The 14,023-nt window shown below is 69.9% G+C and carries 16 protein-coding genes; 8 read left to right on the top strand and 8 right to left on the bottom strand.

The window, feature by feature from the left end:
* Positions 1–689: 689 nt before the first annotated feature.
* Together ACGFU6_RS19905 and ACGFU6_RS19900 are read left to right on the top strand one after the other, a co-directional pair.
* On the top strand, positions 690–1,541 hold the full coding sequence (locus ACGFU6_RS19905) for a C40 family peptidase (protein ID WP_393612424.1): 852 nt from the start codon (positions 690–692) through the stop codon (positions 1,539–1,541).
* A gap of 284 nt (positions 1,542–1,825) precedes the next feature.
* Positions 1,826–3,061 carry an MFS transporter gene (locus ACGFU6_RS19900; protein WP_393612422.1) on the top strand — a complete coding sequence of 412 codons (1,236 nt, stop codon included), beginning with the start codon at positions 1,826–1,828 and terminating at the stop codon, positions 3,059–3,061.
* Positions 3,062–3,099: 38 nt separating this feature from the next.
* On the opposite strand, the gene ACGFU6_RS19895 is transcribed toward ACGFU6_RS19900, so the two are convergent.
* On the bottom strand, positions 3,100–3,579 hold the full coding sequence (locus ACGFU6_RS19895) for an ATP-binding protein (RefSeq protein WP_393612420.1): 480 nt from the start codon (positions 3,577–3,579) through the stop codon (positions 3,100–3,102).
* Positions 3,580–3,841: 262 nt separating this feature from the next.
* Here ACGFU6_RS19895 and ACGFU6_RS19890 point away from each other — a divergent pair, with 262 nt between their 5' ends.
* From ACGFU6_RS19890 to ACGFU6_RS19880, 3 genes are all read left to right on the top strand, one after another.
* Positions 3,842–4,690: a helix-turn-helix domain-containing protein gene (locus ACGFU6_RS19890; RefSeq protein ID WP_393612418.1), complete on the top strand. Its 849-nt coding sequence runs from the start codon at positions 3,842–3,844 to the stop codon at positions 4,688–4,690.
* Positions 4,691–4,701: 11 nt separating this feature from the next.
* Complete coding sequence (locus ACGFU6_RS19885; RefSeq protein WP_123524262.1) at positions 4,702–4,902, top strand: DUF397 domain-containing protein; 201 nt, start codon at positions 4,702–4,704, stop codon at positions 4,900–4,902.
* 236 nt (positions 4,903–5,138) lie between these two features.
* A complete protein-coding gene (locus tag ACGFU6_RS19880; RefSeq protein ID WP_393612415.1) occupies positions 5,139–5,522 on the top strand; it encodes a hypothetical protein in 384 nt (127 codons plus the stop codon).
* Positions 5,523–5,628: 106 nt separating this feature from the next.
* Here the strand turns inward: ACGFU6_RS19880 and ACGFU6_RS19875 are convergent, their stop codons facing one another.
* The gene (locus ACGFU6_RS19875; RefSeq protein WP_393612414.1) at positions 5,629–5,979 is read right to left on the bottom strand and encodes a MerR family transcriptional regulator; all 351 of its coding nucleotides are present in this window, start codon (positions 5,977–5,979) and stop codon (positions 5,629–5,631) included.
* A gap of 614 nt (positions 5,980–6,593) precedes the next feature.
* Here ACGFU6_RS19875 and ACGFU6_RS19870 point away from each other — a divergent pair.
* On the top strand, positions 6,594–7,100 hold the full coding sequence (locus ACGFU6_RS19870) for an ATP-binding protein (protein ID WP_393612412.1): 507 nt from the start codon (positions 6,594–6,596) through the stop codon (positions 7,098–7,100).
* A 111-nt stretch (positions 7,101–7,211) separates the two neighbouring features.
* Here ACGFU6_RS19870 and hemC read toward each other — a convergent pair whose 3' ends face one another.
* On the bottom strand, positions 7,212–8,153 hold the full coding sequence (hemC, locus tag ACGFU6_RS19865) for a hydroxymethylbilane synthase (RefSeq protein WP_393612410.1): 942 nt from the start codon (positions 8,151–8,153) through the stop codon (positions 7,212–7,214).
* A 531-nt stretch (positions 8,154–8,684) separates the two neighbouring features.
* Here hemC and ACGFU6_RS19860 point away from each other — a divergent pair.
* A complete protein-coding gene (locus tag ACGFU6_RS19860) occupies positions 8,685–9,161 on the top strand; it encodes a hypothetical protein (protein ID WP_393612408.1) in 477 nt (158 codons plus the stop codon).
* Between the two features lie 305 nt (positions 9,162–9,466).
* Here the strand turns inward: ACGFU6_RS19860 and ACGFU6_RS19855 are convergent, their stop codons facing one another.
* The 4 genes from ACGFU6_RS19855 to ACGFU6_RS19840 form a co-directional block, all read right to left on the bottom strand.
* Complete coding sequence (locus ACGFU6_RS19855) at positions 9,467–9,874, bottom strand: PIN domain nuclease (RefSeq protein WP_393612407.1); 408 nt, start codon at positions 9,872–9,874, stop codon at positions 9,467–9,469.
* Entirely contained in the window at positions 9,871–10,104 is a 234-nt protein-coding gene (locus ACGFU6_RS19850) for a type II toxin-antitoxin system VapB family antitoxin (protein ID WP_393612405.1), read from the bottom strand. Before ACGFU6_RS19850 ends, ACGFU6_RS19855 begins: the two co-directional genes overlap by 4 nt.
* Before the next feature lie 382 nt (positions 10,105–10,486).
* Positions 10,487–11,086 (bottom strand): TIGR03086 family metal-binding protein, encoded by a 600-nt coding sequence (locus tag ACGFU6_RS19845; protein ID WP_393612403.1) that lies wholly within the window; start codon positions 11,084–11,086, stop codon positions 10,487–10,489.
* 215 nt (positions 11,087–11,301) lie between these two features.
* Positions 11,302–12,585 (bottom strand): geranylgeranyl reductase family protein, encoded by a 1,284-nt coding sequence (locus ACGFU6_RS19840; protein ID WP_393612401.1) that lies wholly within the window; start codon positions 12,583–12,585, stop codon positions 11,302–11,304.
* Positions 12,586–12,682: 97 nt separating this feature from the next.
* On the opposite strand from ACGFU6_RS19840, the gene ACGFU6_RS19835 reads away from it, so the two are divergent.
* Positions 12,683–13,213 carry a GNAT family N-acetyltransferase gene (locus ACGFU6_RS19835; protein ID WP_393612399.1) on the top strand — a complete coding sequence of 177 codons (531 nt, stop codon included), beginning with the start codon at positions 12,683–12,685 and terminating at the stop codon, positions 13,211–13,213.
* A 78-nt stretch (positions 13,214–13,291) separates the two neighbouring features.
* Here ACGFU6_RS19835 and ACGFU6_RS19830 read toward each other — a convergent pair whose 3' ends face one another.
* Positions 13,292–13,984, bottom strand: coding sequence for a demethylmenaquinone methyltransferase (locus ACGFU6_RS19830; protein ID WP_123527617.1), 693 nt, complete (start codon positions 13,982–13,984; stop codon positions 13,292–13,294).
* Positions 13,985–14,023: the final 39 nt, after the last annotated feature.

Here is a 14,023-nt window from a genome sequence, read left to right as displayed (position 1 = left end):
GAGACGTGACATCCGGTGTCGTCATGGCTGGTCAAAGGGGTGTCGCTCTATCAAGAGATGGTGGCTACAGCAAAATTGGCGATGGACGCGATGCGGTGATATAGGGATCTGCCCCACTCTGGGGCGACGACGGAACTCCGGGGCGATCGAGGCCGTCGAGGTCGCCGGACCCGTCGGGGACCACCGGAGCCGACAGACCACGGGAGCCACCCGAGCGGACGGAGCCACCGTCGCCACCGATGCCCATCGGAGCCGCCGGGGTCGCCGGGGTCGCCGGGGTCGCCGGGGTCGCCGGGATCGCCACAGGCGGGCGAATCCCTACGATCCGGACATCACCCCTCTTCCGGACGAATGGCCCACCGCGCACCGCCAGTTCGGCGCCCGCGCCACACCTCTCGCGCGAGGCGCTCGTATGCCCGTCACGCCGAGACCATGCTGTGACCTGCATCACCCAGCCACCCCCGCCATATAAGCGGGCTTGGCCAACGGTGTGAACGGATGGTAAGTGACGGGCAATTCGGGCGTATTACCGAAAACCCGTGATCACAGCCGTGATCGCTGCCGCCCGATTTGCCCGTTACGGCGTCAATAAAGGCCACCGGAAAGCGGATTCACAGATTCCGGACGTAACTGTGTCGCAACACACGTTTCTTGATGGGACCCCTGAGGCCCTGATAGCGCTAGTACCCATGTCCCACACCGCTCTCATACCCAGCCACCGGAAGCCCCGCCAAAGCGCCTCGAAGACGGCACTGCGGGCCGGAGTTGCCGGTGGCGTCCTCAGCACCATCGCGGTCGCAGGCGCTGCCGGTCCGGCCCAGGCCGAGCCGGTGACCCAGACCATCGAGATGCCCACCATCACGGCGGGCCTCTCCACCACCGTCGCGGCGTCCGCCGAGGCCACGCAGCAGGTCGCCCTGGACCTGGAGACGCAGGCCAGCGAGGACGCCGCAGCCGCGACCGCGGCCAAGGCCGCCAAGAAGGCCAAGGCTGAGGCCGTCCGCAAGGCAGAGGCCAAGAAGAAGGCCGAAGCCGCCGCGAAGGCCAAGGCGGAGGCCGCCGAGCGCGCCTCCCGCTCCACCGAGCGCACGACGCTGAGCGCCCCCTCAGGCTCTTCCTCCTCCTCTTCCTCTTCCTCCGGTTCCTCGGTGTCGACCGCTTCGGCGCCCGCCTCCTCGTCCGCCACGGGCTCCGCGGCCTCCGTCGTCTCCTTCGTGCAGATGCAGGTCGGCGACGCCTACGTGTCCGGCGGCACCGGCCCCAACTCGTGGGACTGCTCCGGCCTCGTCCAGGCCGCGTTCCGCACGGTGGGCGTCGACCTGCCGCGCGTCTCGCAGAGCCAGTCGACCGCGGGCACCCAGGTCGGGCTCGGCAACCTCCAGCCGGGCGACATCCTGTACTGGGGCGGCGCGGGCAGCGCCTACCACGTCGGGGTCTACGTGGGCGGCGGCCAGTTCGTCGGTGCGCAGAACTCCTCCACCGGTGTGGTGCAGCGCCCGCTGGACTACGACATGCCGACCGGCGCGGTCCGCGTCCTCTGAGCCCCACTCACTGAGTTCACGGATTCACAAGCGCCCAGGCGCACATCGACAGGCGCACATCGAAGGGCCGTCGCTCCCCCGCTCGGGAGCGACGGCCCTTCGCCGTTCCCGGCCATCGATTCCCGGCGGGCGGTTGCAGCCAGCGGTTCCAGCCGGCGATTCCAGCGAAAAGGCGACATACCCCGGCGGCCGCGGTTGACGTCGGGAACCTGCCGGACACCGGCCGCACGACCTTGTGAACTGGGGCGAACAGCCCCGCTCCACGAGCACAGGACGGCCCCGCCATGCACCACACACCCACCACGGACACCAGCGCCCCCACCACGACCCGCACCGGCACTCCACCACGCGCACACTTACGCGGCGTCCCGGCGGTGTTCTCCCTGATGCTGGCGCTCTTCGCCATCGTCACCACCGAGATCCTGCCGATCGGTCTGCTGACGCCGATCGGGGCCGAGTTCGGCGTCGCGGACGGCACGGCGGGCCTGATGATGACGATGCCCGGCCTCCTGGCCGCCGTCGCCGCCCCGACGGTGACCCTCGCGACGGCCCGCGTCGACCGCAAGCTGATGCTCTGCGCCCTGGTCCTGCTGCTCGCGGTGGCCAACTTCCTCAGCGCCGCCGCGACGGCTTACTGGATGGTGCTGGTCGCCCGGGTGCTCGTCGGCGTCACCATCGGCGGCTTCTGGTCGATCGGCGCCGGGCTGGCCGGCCGGCTGGTTCCGCCCGCCTCGGCCGGGCGGGCGACGGCGGTCCTCTTCGCGGCCGTCCCCCTCGGCTCCGTCCTCGGCGTCCCCGCCGGCACGCTCATCGGCGATCTGGCGGGCTGGCGCACCGCGTTCGCGGTGCTGGGGCTGCTGAGCACCTGTGCACTGGCCCTGCTGCTGCTCACGCTCCCCACCCTGCCCCCGGCCGAGGTCACCCGCCTCTCGGTGCTCCGCACCCTGCTGCGGGGCACGGGCACCCGGTACGCCGTGGGCATGACGTTCCTCGTCGTACTGGCCCATTTCGCCGCGTACACCTACGTAAGCCCCTTTCTACACCAGGTCACAGGGGCCGGTCCGGGCCGGATCACCGTCTTCCTGCTGATCTACGGCGCCGCCGGGGTGCTCGGCAACTTCATCGGAGGCGCGGTGGCCACCCGCGCCCCGCGCCTCGCGTTCGGGGCGGCCGCCGGCACGATCGCCGCCGCGACCGCCCTGCTGCCCGTCCTCGGCCGCACCGACGCGGGCGCGCTCGCCCTGCTCGTCGCCTGGGGGCTCGGCTACGGCGCGGTCCCGGTCTGCTCCCAGACCTGGTTCGCCCGCGCCGACCCACGGACCCCCGAGGCGGCGTCGGTCCTGTTCACCGCGTCCTTCCAGGCGACCCTCGCGGCCGGCGCGCTCACGGGCGGCACGATCGTCGACCACACCTCGCTCCGCGCCGTCATGTGGTGGGGGGCGGTGGTGGCGGGGGGCGCGGTGGTGGTGGCCGGGCGGGCCGCGCTCGCCTCGCACTCGCACGGCGTCCGCCCGGACTGAGGCGTCAGGCCCGCCCGGCGGGGGCGACTCCGAAGAGCTCAGCTCCGCGCGCCCACGACCGCCGCGTGCTCCACGAGCACGAACCAGACGGTCTTGGCGTTCCGCACCCGCCCGCCGCGCGTCGTGGTCCCCCACCGATCGGTCAGGCTCTCCACGATGACGAGCCCGCGCCCGCTCTCCGCGCTCCCTGCGCTCTCCGCGTGTGGCGCGGCGCCCGGCTTCGGCAGCCGGGCCGGTTCGTCGTCGGTCACGTAGACCATCACCTGACGCCGGTTCACCGTCACATCGACCCGGATGCGGGCCGACCGCGTATGGCAGTGCGCGTTGGACACCACCTCGCTCACGCACAACCGGGCGTCGTCGGCCAGCCCGGGGTGCTCGGTGGTCCGCAGCAGCGCGCCCACGAAGTCCCGCGCGACGCGGGGCGCGGTGGGGGTGTTCGGCGCGACGAGCCGGTAGCGCTCGCCGCGCTGCGGGAGGTACGGGGCGGGCGGGGGCGGAACGGTTACGGGGGTCATGGCGCGGTCTCCCTACGGGTGCGGGTCTCCGGTACGTCGCCGGACCGTTCCGGTGGACCGTGGCATCGGCCGGGACCCGTACGAGGTCAACTCGATTGCGGGTGGCTGCACTTCGGAGCACCGAGCCGTTACCGGTCGATACCGTCGGACGCTAGGGCACAACATTGGGACGGCGCAACAGTGGGACGGCCGTAGCACCCATACGAGTGGACCAGTGGCACAGTGGCGCGGCACACTCGTACCCGCACGAAAGGGAGGGCCGATGCCGCCAAGGAGCTACCCGACCGCCAGGCAGAAGCGATTGGGCGCGGAGCTACGCAAGCTGCGCGAGCGCGCCGGGATGTCCGGGAGCGAGGCCGCCGCGTTCCTGGGTGGCGAGCGCGCGCAGATCAGCCACATCGAATCCGGCCGCTACGGCGTGAGCGACCAGCGTGTACGTCGCCTGGCCGCCCATTACTCGGCCGGTGACAAGCACCTGGTGGACGCACTCGCGAGCATGGCCGAGGAACGCACGAAGGGATGGTGGGACGACTACCGCGGAATGCTCTCGCCGGGATTCCTGGACCTGGCCGAGCTGGAGCACCGCGCCACGTACATCCGCGCCATTCAGATGCTGAACATTCCGGGAATCTTCCAGACAGAGGCGTACGCACGGGATCTGATCCGGAGTGGCGTATCCGACCTTCCGACCGCAGAGCTAAACGCTCGTGTCGAGCACCGCGCGCGACGTCGGGATATCTTCGATCGGCCCGCCCCGACCTCATTCGAGGCATTCGTTCACGAGGCCGCGCTCCGCATGCGCTACTGCGGCACCGGCATCATGCGCGAACAGCTCAACTTCCTTCACGAGGCTTCCACCTGGCCATCCGTGACAATCCGTGTCATCCCGTTCGCGGCGCAGATCACCGGTTCGGCGCATTCGATGCTGTACGCCGGGGCCAGCATTCCGGCGCTCGACACCGTGCAGATCGACAGCGCCTTCGACGCCGGGTTCCTGGACGCCGAAGCCCAGCTCGCCAGATACCGAGAACTGCTTGATTCCATCGAGTCGATCTCCCTCGGCCCGGAGGAGTCGGCTCAGTTCATCCAACTCATCGCACACGAAATGTGAGTCGAAGCGACATGACCGACGCAATCAACTGGCAGAAGTCGTCATTCTCGGGAGCGGACAATAACCAGAGCTGCATCGAGCTGGCCCCCGTGGACGGCGCGATCAAGATGCGCGAGAGCGACGACCCCGACCTGGTCGTCACGACGAGTGTCGCCAAGCTCCGTGCCTTCGTCCTGGGCGTCAAAGCCGGCGAGTTCGACCACCTGATCTGACCAACTCAGCCGAACGCCTTCCGCCTGCACTCCAGGTGGAGGGCGTTTCGCATGCTGCGGCACAACTTTGGGACGTCCCACTGTTGCGCCGCACGCAACAGTGACGCTACGGTCACCGTACGTCGCCACCCCGGTCGAGCGCATCACTCGACCGCGCCAGGAGGCGCCGTAACTCCCCCTGCCTACAGCCTAGTTGCAGGCCGCGCGCACCCCACGCTGTGATCGGACGGTCGACCATGCGTACGTCCCCCCGCCCCACCTCCGTAGAGGCCCGCGTCGAACGCGGCTTCCGGTTCGAAGTGCTCCGGTACGGGCCCGCGACCGGCTTCGTCCCGGAACCGGTCGACCTGCGCGTCCTGCCCGGCCCACGTGAGGCGATCCGCGCCATCCGCGTCCAGCTCCGCGCGAGCCACGTGCTGGGGCTGACCCCGCGCGAAGCGGCGCGGGCGCTCTACTGGGCGGATCAGGGCGGCTGGGTACAGGCGCTCGGCGCACTCCACCGCGGGGAGCCGTGCGGGTTCACGCTCCTGCTCCGCAAGGGGCGCCACATCGAGTGGCACGTACGCCCCCTGCTCCACCTGGCGCTCACGCCTTCGGGGCCTCCACCGAGAGCCCACTGATACGGGGCCGGCCAGGCGCGTCGATCGCTTCCGCACCGACGGCTCGCAGGCCGGCCCCGTACACGTCGCCCACGACAGATCCTCGCCCCGGGCGCCGGGCAGGGCCTCAGCGGGTAGCCGTCGCCTGCGGGTCCCCCGACTCGGCCGAGCGGCGGTATTCGGCGTTGATGCGCTGGGCCTCTTCGAGCTGGTCCTCAAGGATCACGATGCGGCAGGCGTCTTCGATCTTCGTGCCCTGGTCGACGAGTTCACGGGCCCGTGCGGCGATGCGCAGCTGGTAGCGGGAGTACCGGCGGTGGCCGCCGTCCGAGCGCAAGGGGGTGATCAGCCGGTTCTCGCCGAGGGCGCGAAGGAAGGCGGGGGTGGTGCCGAGCATTTCGGCGGCCCGGCCCATGGTGTAGGCGGGGTAGTCGTCATCGTCAAGGATGTCGGTGGAACGGGGACTCCGAGGGGGCATAGCACCTCATCTTTCGGGGACACGATCGAGGGGCCCGAGTGCCTTGCGGCACCCGGGCCCCGAGCTTTCAACACCATCTACCGGCTGACTGCGCCGGCCTTCTTGTTCCGCTTGTCCGCCTGGGAGGGCAGAGGTGCGGAGATCGCATATGCGTGACCGGGGACCACCTTCCGTTCCGGGGCCTGCGGTACCCGAGCGGCGCTTCTCCTCGCCCGGGCGATCCTGATGGTGTCTGCTCCTTACCTCGTTCGAAATATCGGTCGTTACTGCGGGTACTGCTCGCGACCCCTGGGGCCGCTCGGCCCGGCTGCCAGCGAGGGAGCCCACCACACCCGGCTCCGCCACTCCACCGCCGTTCCGCATCCTGTTCTGATCCTGCACGCACGGCAGTTCGTGTCTGCCGTGCCGTCCTTGCCGTCTTGGTTACGAGGAAGACACTACTCACGTCGAAAGCCGGATGTCTACTCTCTCCATGACAGTTTTCCTTCGCTGTGCAGTCGGCTTCTTCCTGCTGCACCCATGTGAGGGAAATTGCTCCGCTGTGGGCATGAAGACCGATGGGCCGGGCACGCGAACCTGTCAGCGGAACAACCGACGCAGTGGGGTGATCGCGCATGAACAGCACGGCGACGACCGGCGCGGCAGCGCCCGAAGCCCTGGTCATCGAGGACGACAGCCCGGCCGGCGTGGCTCGCGCCCGCGATGCCAGCCGCGCCTTCGCGCGCAGCCTGGACCCGGCCCTGGAAGCCGAAGCGGCGGATACCCTCGCCCTGGTGGTGTCCGAACTCGCCACCAACGCGGTGCGCCACGGGGGCGGCCGATACACCCTCCGGCTCGACGCCACCGACGAATCGGTACACGTGGCGGTCAGCGACCCCAGCTCCGTACTCCCGCACGAACGGACCCCTGACCTGAGCGGCGGCACGGGCGGCTTCGGGTGGCACATGGTCCGCCATCTCAGCGAATCCGTGACCACTGTCCCCGGCCCGGGTCGGGGGAAGACCGTCCACGCCCACCTGGGCCGACACCGCACCGAGGAGGGCGGCGCCACCACCGCACAGCTCCCCCTGACGATGCGCGGCCGCCGCAATGCCGTTCAGTGCTCCGGTGCGACTTCGTGATCCAGACTTTGTGATCCAGGCGTCCGAGGCGCTCATGAGGCGTCGAGCGAGTGGCGCGTACACCCCGCCCCCACCTGACACTCACGCCCCCGACGTCCGCGCGCGGGTTTTTCAGTGCGCGATGCCGTCGATCAGCTCACGCGCGCCCTGGCGCAGCAGACTGACGGCGACGGAGGTGCCGAGGGTCGCGGGGTCGAGGGGACCCGCCCACTCGTGGGCGTTGAGGACGGTCTTGCCGTCGGGGGTGAACACCTTGGCCCGGAGCGAGAGTTCGCCGCTGCCCTCGACCTGGGCGTACCCGGCGATCGGGCTGTTGCAGTGGCCCTGGAGGACGTGGAGCAGCATGCGCTCGGCGGTGGTCTCGCGGTGGGTGGAGGCGTCCCCGAGCTCGCTGATCACGTCGATGAGTGCGGTGTCGCCCTCGCGGCACTGCAGGGCGAGGACTCCCGCGCCGATGGGCGGGCACATCGTCTCGGGCGACAGCACCTCGGTGATCACATCGGTGCGGCCGATGCGTTCGAGCCCGGAGAGCGCCAGGAGCAGCGCGTCGGCCTCGCCGGCGGCGAGCTTCTCCAGGCGGCGGTTGGCGTTGCCGCGCATCGGTACGCAGTCCAGGTGCGGGTGCGAGGCGGCCAGTTGGGCGACGCGCCGCACGGACGAGGTGCCGACGCGGGTACCGGCCGGCAACTCGTCGAGGCGGAGGCCGCCCGGGTGGATGAGCGCGTCCCGGATGTCGTCCCGGGCGAGGAACGCGGCGAACGTCGTACCGGCGGGCAGCGGCCGGTCGGCGGGGATGTCCTTGACGCAGTGCACCGCGAGGTCCGCCTCGCCCGCGAGGAGCGCCTGGTCGACCTCCTTCGTGAACGCGCCCTTGCCCTCGACCGCCGCGAGGTCGCCCATCCACTTGTCGCCGGTCGTTTTGACCGGGACGACCTCGGTGGCGGTGTCCGGGTAGCGGGCGGCCAGCAGCGCGCGTACACGCTCCACCTGGGCAAGGGCCATGGGCGAATCGCGGGACACGATGCGGATCAGATTCAGTTCAGAGGCGGGCATAGCGCCCACGATAGACCTCGGTTCGGGCGCTCGGCGTCAACTGTGACTGAGCACGCCATATGGCCTCGGAGCGCACTGCCCGACCTCGTCGGAGCGTGCTTGCCGACCCGCCCAACCGCACAGGCCAACCGATGGACGACCACTCAACGGCGGCGATTCAAGCCGGATGGTTGTGCGGTTGGAGAAGGCAATTCCGTAACTGTCCGACGCACTCTTGATCACGCCGTCTCCCCCGTGAACCCACCTGGTCTCCGAGGTCGGACAGGATGAGCCCACCATCCACCTGTGGCCCGGGGCACTTCCTGCGCGGGCTCGGCACTCAGAGGATTCGCTGTGCTCAATGGCCGGACAGCGCCCCTCACTCTGGTGGTCTCGGGGCTGATGCTCTCGCTTTCCGCATGCTCCTCAAGCCCGCCCGCACCTGAGAGCGGCCCTCAGGTAGTCCGCGATCGGCTGGCCGCAGCCGGCGACGCCCCGTACTCGGCCGAGCTCAGAGCGATCACGCAGTCGGGGTCCAGACGGCTTCAGCTCATGGAGGGGCGCGTCAACCTCAACGCGCCCTTCACTGGGCGGACGACAGACACGACCGAGCAGTACACCGAAGACGTCGTGATCACCCGGCAGAAGGTGTACCGGCGCGCCACCAAAGCTCACGGGCCATGGCAGGAGTTCCCCGCGTCGGCGGCGAAGGGGGGTATACCCACGGACCGGCTCCCGCAGTACGTGCGGCTCATGCTCGGTCACCGAGCCTCTGTGCACCAGGACAGCGAACCTGTACGCGTATCGGCCCGCCTCACCCCGAAGGACGTCGAATCAGTGGACAGGGCCGTCGGGCGCAACCTGCGGCCCGCCACCACAATCGACGCAGACGCGTGGATCGACGACGAGGGCCGAGTCGTACGCGTACGCCAGCAGATCCACTTCGCGTCCAACCCCGACATCGAAGCGACGATCACGCTCACCGACTTCAAGAACCCCACGCCGGTCAACGCACCCGCCGCCGCCTGAGTGCCGGCGGCACCCGCGCCTGCCGGCATTCTGTGCATCGCGGTTGCCTGTCGGGACCAACTGTCGGGCCCAGTAACAGACATCAGGGCCGGCACCGGCGACCATGCCGGGCGTTGTAGCGGCGGAGCCCGCAACTCCCCCTTGCGGCGACCTGATTCACGCCGCCGGATCAGAAGCCCGGTGACCCTGACCGCGGCATCCCAGGTCTCTGCGTGCGAGGCGGCCTCCATCCACACAGACAGCCTTCGGGAGCGCCTGGCCATCGTGCTCACCCGGCGCTGAGACACACCCCGGATCGACGGACGTCAGGCGCGTACGTCCCTCTGCTGCACTTCGTTGAGAACGGCAGACACCGTCGCGAAGTCGTTGTCCACGTGAAGCACCGTGTGACCGTGATGGACGCCCGTCGCGCACACCAGCAGATCGATGGCACCGGCAGCGCGGTGCTGCCCCCGCTGGGTGAGTTTGTACTGCGCGGTGTCGACCCAGCGCCATGCGTTCTTGGGTACCGGCGAGAACCGGCACAGGTCATCCAGCTCTTCAGCCAGCTCATCGCGATGAGCCGGGCTGGTCGCCGAGTAGAGGAACTCCGCCCTCGTGGGCTCGCAGATATGGAACACACCAGCGGCGACGTGCCCCTCCCAGGAACGCAACGCCCCCGGCGTACGGAAAAGGTGCCAGAGGGCGGACGCGTCGAGGAGGTATGTGATCACTCGAAGGCCGCCCGCCGGGCCTGCTTGGCCGCCGTATGCGCCGCAGCCGCAGCCTCGAACTCGCCGCGCTCACCCCTCGCGGCAAGCTTCTCGGCAGCCTCCAGCCGCTTGATGCGCGCCACATAGTCCCGTAGGGCCCCGTTGACTGTCTCCTTTTTCGTCGAGGCACCCATGAGACGCATCGCCTCGGCAAGCGCCTCGTCATCGAGATCGACCTGGGTCACAGACATATCAGCCTCCCTCACACGAGTCCATGATGTACATAGCTACGATACATCGGCAACATTCGCAGCGGCAACGCATGGGGCGCCGAACAGAAGAGGATCCGCTCCGACCGCCGAACCGGCGGCCGCAAGCCACATACGGGGTGGATGGCGTCGGCGCAGTGGAGGCAGGGCGACTGCTCAGCGGCCGCGGTCGTGTACGCGGCTCCGTCTACGTGGCGCGTGCTACTGGTGAGCTGCCCCTTGGCCAGGGTGACCGCATCATGAACGAGACTATGTACACGACGCCCGTGGCTGGGCCTGGCAGTCGTGCGGCGCCGTACTGGCGAAGTGCGCGTAGGTGGTGCGGTAGTCGCTGTTCTGCTTCAACTCCCGCCCCTCCCTCCGCTCAGCGGCCCATCAGCCGCAGCAACCGGGCCTGCCGGGCCTCCCCGCCCACGCGTGGGGCCCCGGGGGCGGCGAAGAAGCGGCGGGTGGTTTCGGTGGAGACAGGTGACTCCGCCAAGCCGGCGTAGATTTCGGCGAGGTGGTCTTCGATCCAGGCGACGAGCTCCGGAGCGAGCTTCTCGGGAGCCTTGACGGCTCGGGCCAGGTCCCAGGTGTGAATGGTGGCGTCCGTGGTGCGCACGGCCAGGGCTTGTCCTCCGGTCACCGGGCCGAGGGGGTGGTCCAGGATCTGCTGGAGGGCCCCTGGCCTCCGGAACGCCTCGGCGCACTCCCGCACCGACCGGATGTGGGCGCCCACCGGATCTCCGCCCAGGGCGTCCTCGTCCCGGAGCCGGAGGAAGTCGGCGGCCGTGCCGCCCTCCAGCAGGGAGACGTAGCTGAGGTTTCCCCGAGCCATGTGGTTGACGAGGTGGCGTACGTCCCACTCCGCGCAGGGGGTGGGGGCCGTCCACTGTTCGGGCCGTACTGCGCGCAGCCTGCGGGTGAACTCGGAACCGGAGAGCAGATAGCGGTCGATGATGCCGTCGAAGCGGTATGACATGACCGCAGCGTAGGAGTACCAAAGACGACGTGCTGGCGGAAATCCGACGCCGAGCCCCTGGGGGCACGCCCGCCGGTCACTTGCCCGAAAGGTGGGACTCGTGGACTGAGACAGCAGGGCCGTCACTTCTCATCGACGTGCGCGGCCCCACTGATCAGCAATGACTCCGAAACCAGTCGGCAGACGCTCTTCCGAGAGATCAACGAAGCCACCGGTCACGAACGCGGCGCCACCTTCGTCAGGCCGTTGATGATGCGGTCCATCGCGTCGCCGCCCGTCGGGTCGGTGAGGTTGGCGAGCATCTTGAGGGTGAACTTCATCAGCAGCGGGTGGGTCAGGCCGCGCTGGGTGGCGATCTTCATGACCTTCGGGTTGCCGATCAGCTTCACGAAGGCGCGGCCCATCGTGTAGTAGCCGCCGTAGGTCTCCTTGAGCACCTTCGGGTAGTTGTTCAGGGCCAGTTCGCGCTGGGCCGGGGTGGAGCGGGCGTGGGCCTGGACGATGACGTCGGCGGCGATCTGGCCCGACTCCATGGCGTACGCGATGCCTTCGCCGTTGAACGGGTTGACCATGCCGCCCGCGTCACCGACGAGCAGCAGGCCCTTGGTGTAGTGCGGCTGGCGGTTGAAGGCCATCGGGAGGGCGGCGCCGCGGATCGGCATCGTCATGTTGTCCGGGGTGTAGCCCCAGTCCTCGGGCATGGACGCGCACCAGGCCTTGAGTACCTCGCGCCAGTCCAGCTCCTTGAAGGCGGCGGAGGAGTTGAGGATGCCGAGGCCGACGTTGGAGGTGCCGTCGCCCATGCCGAAGATCCAGCCGTAACCGGGCAGCAGCCGGTCCTCGGCGCCCCGGCGGTCCCAGAGTTCCAGCCAGGACTCCAGGTAGTCGTCGTCGTGGCGGGGCGAGGTGAAGTACGTGCGGACCGCGACGCCCATCGGGCGGTCCTCGCGGCGGTGCAGGCCCATCGCGAGGGAGAGCCGGGTGGAGTTGCCGTCGGCGGCGACGACGAGGGGGGCGTGGAAGGTGACCGGGGTCTTCTCCTCGCCGAGCTTCGCGTGCACGCCGGTGATCCGGCCGGTGCGGGGGTCGGTGATCGGGGCGCCGACGTTGCAGCGCTCGTACAGCCGCGCGCCGCCCTTCTGCGCCTGGCGGGCCAGCTGCTCGTCGAAGTCGTCGCGCTTGCGGACCAGCCCGTAGTCCGGGTAGGAGGCCAGATCCGGCCAGTCCAGCTGGAGCCGGACACCGCCGCCGATGATGCGCAGGCCCTTGTTGCGGAGCCAGCCCGCCTCTTCGGAGATGTCGATGCCCATGGAGACGAGCTGCTTGGTGGCACGCGGGGTAAGGCCGTCGCCGCAGACCTTCTCGCGGGGGAAGGCGGTCTTCTCCAGGAGGAGGACGTCCAGGCCCGCCTTGGCGAGGTAGTACGCGGTCGTGGAGCCGGCTGGGCCTGCCCCGACGACGATCACATCCGCGCTGTGTTCGGAGAGGGGCTCGGTCACGGTCGGATCTCCCGAAGACTCGAAATCGCGTGCCGCGCGGCACATGTCCCGTGCAGTCTATGGGGGCCTGCTGATCAACCTCCCGAAGGGCTCCCCCATGTCGATCGCGCCCCGCGCACTCCCTGTCGTTCAGCTGCGTGTCCCGACCGACGAGGACGCGGTGGCCTGGCACCGCGCCTTCGCGGACCCCGAGGTCATGGCGTTCCTCGGCGGCCGCCCGTCCGAGCTGTCCCTGTACGACGAGTGGACCGCCAGGCAGCGCCGCCTGGACGCCGAACGCGGCTTCTGCCTCTGGAGCGTGCTCGACGAGGACGGCGGGTTCGTCGGCTTCACCGGTGCGCAGCCCTGGTCGCAGAGCGCGTACGGGCCGGTCGGCGAGATCGAGATCGGCTGGCGGCTGGCCCGTCCGGCGTGGGGCCGGGGTTACGTGACGGCGGCCGCCCGCCTCACGCTGGAGCGGTTGCGCGCGGCCGGGGTGGAGCGGGTGGTGGCGGCGGTCGACGAGCGGAACGAGCGGTCGGCCGCGGTGGCCCGGCGACTCGGCATGGAGGCGGCCGAGAGCTTCACGGAGCCCCGGTCGGGGCAGCCGGTGCGGTGCTTCCGGCTGGAACTGGAGCCGGGCCGGTGAGCCGGTGAACCGCCTGCCGTGGCGCGGGGGCCGGGCGGGCGCGGGGCCGGTGACGGACCGGCGGGCACCTGCCGCCCGTCAGGCGCGGACGCCCCGGTGCAGCGCGACCACGCCGCCAGTGAGGTTGCGCCAGGCGACGTCCGACCAGCCGGCCCGCTGGAGCCTGGCGGCGAGCCCGGCCTGGTCGGGCCAGGCGCGGATCGACTCGGCGAGGTAGACGTACGCGTCGGGGTTGGACGACACCGCGCGCGCCACCGGCGGCAGCGCCCGCATCAGGTACTCGGTGTAGACGGTCCGGAACGGTGTCCAGACGGGCTGGGAGAACTCGCAGATGACGACCCGGCCGCCCGGCTTGGTCACCCGGTACAGCTCGCTCAGTGCCGCGTCCGTGTCCTGGACGTTGCGCAGCCCGAAGGAGATCGTCACCGCGTCGAACGTCTCGTCCCGGAACGGCAGCCGCGTCGCGTCGCCCGCGGTGAACGGCAGCCAGGAGTTGCGCTTCTTGCCCTCCTGGAGCATGCCGATGGAGAAGTCGCACGGCACGACGTACGCCCCGGTCGCGGCGAACGGCAGCGAGGACGTCGCGGTCCCGGCTGCCAGGTCGAGGACCTTCTCCGCAGGCCGGGCGTGGACCGCCTTGGCGACCTCCTTGCGCCACAGCCGGGCCTGGCCGAGCGAGAGCACGTCGTTGGTGAGGTCGTAGTTCGCCGCCACGTCGTCGAACATCGAGGCGACTTCGTGCGGCTGCTTGTCCAGGGAGGCTCGGGTCACGTCTCCCATTCAAGCAGTCCGCCCGGGAAGCGGTGGGGC

This window comes from Streptomyces sp. NPDC048462 (assembly GCF_043200175.1).
Lineage (GTDB): Bacteria > Actinomycetota > Actinomycetes > Streptomycetales > Streptomycetaceae > Streptomyces.
This window is presented reverse-complemented; position numbering and strand designations above follow the sequence as displayed.

Coding starts and splice junctions, on each gene's coding strand:
- ACGFU6_RS19905 (WP_393612424.1), top strand. CDS start 690: ATGTCCCACACCGCTCTCATACCCAGCCACCGGAAGCCCCGCCAAAGC.
- ACGFU6_RS19900 (WP_393612422.1), top strand. CDS start 1,826: ATGCACCACACACCCACCACGGACACCAGCGCCCCCACCACGACCCGC.
- ACGFU6_RS19895 (WP_393612420.1), bottom strand. CDS start 3,579: ATGACCCCCGTAACCGTTCCGCCCCCGCCCGCCCCGTACCTCCCGCAG.
- ACGFU6_RS19890 (WP_393612418.1), top strand. CDS start 3,842: ATGCCGCCAAGGAGCTACCCGACCGCCAGGCAGAAGCGATTGGGCGCG.
- ACGFU6_RS19885 (WP_123524262.1), top strand. CDS start 4,702: ATGACCGACGCAATCAACTGGCAGAAGTCGTCATTCTCGGGAGCGGAC.
- ACGFU6_RS19880 (WP_393612415.1), top strand. CDS start 5,139: ATGCGTACGTCCCCCCGCCCCACCTCCGTAGAGGCCCGCGTCGAACGC.
- ACGFU6_RS19875 (WP_393612414.1), bottom strand. CDS start 5,979: ATGCCCCCTCGGAGTCCCCGTTCCACCGACATCCTTGACGATGACGAC.
- ACGFU6_RS19870 (WP_393612412.1), top strand. CDS start 6,594: ATGAACAGCACGGCGACGACCGGCGCGGCAGCGCCCGAAGCCCTGGTC.
- hemC (WP_393612410.1), bottom strand. CDS start 8,153: ATGCCCGCCTCTGAACTGAATCTGATCCGCATCGTGTCCCGCGATTCG.
- ACGFU6_RS19860 (WP_393612408.1), top strand. CDS start 8,685: ATGGAGGGGCGCGTCAACCTCAACGCGCCCTTCACTGGGCGGACGACA.
- ACGFU6_RS19850 (WP_393612405.1), bottom strand. CDS start 10,104: ATGTCTGTGACCCAGGTCGATCTCGATGACGAGGCGCTTGCCGAGGCG.
- ACGFU6_RS19845 (WP_393612403.1), bottom strand. CDS start 11,086: ATGTCATACCGCTTCGACGGCATCATCGACCGCTATCTGCTCTCCGGT.
- ACGFU6_RS19835 (WP_393612399.1), top strand. CDS start 12,683: ATGTCGATCGCGCCCCGCGCACTCCCTGTCGTTCAGCTGCGTGTCCCG.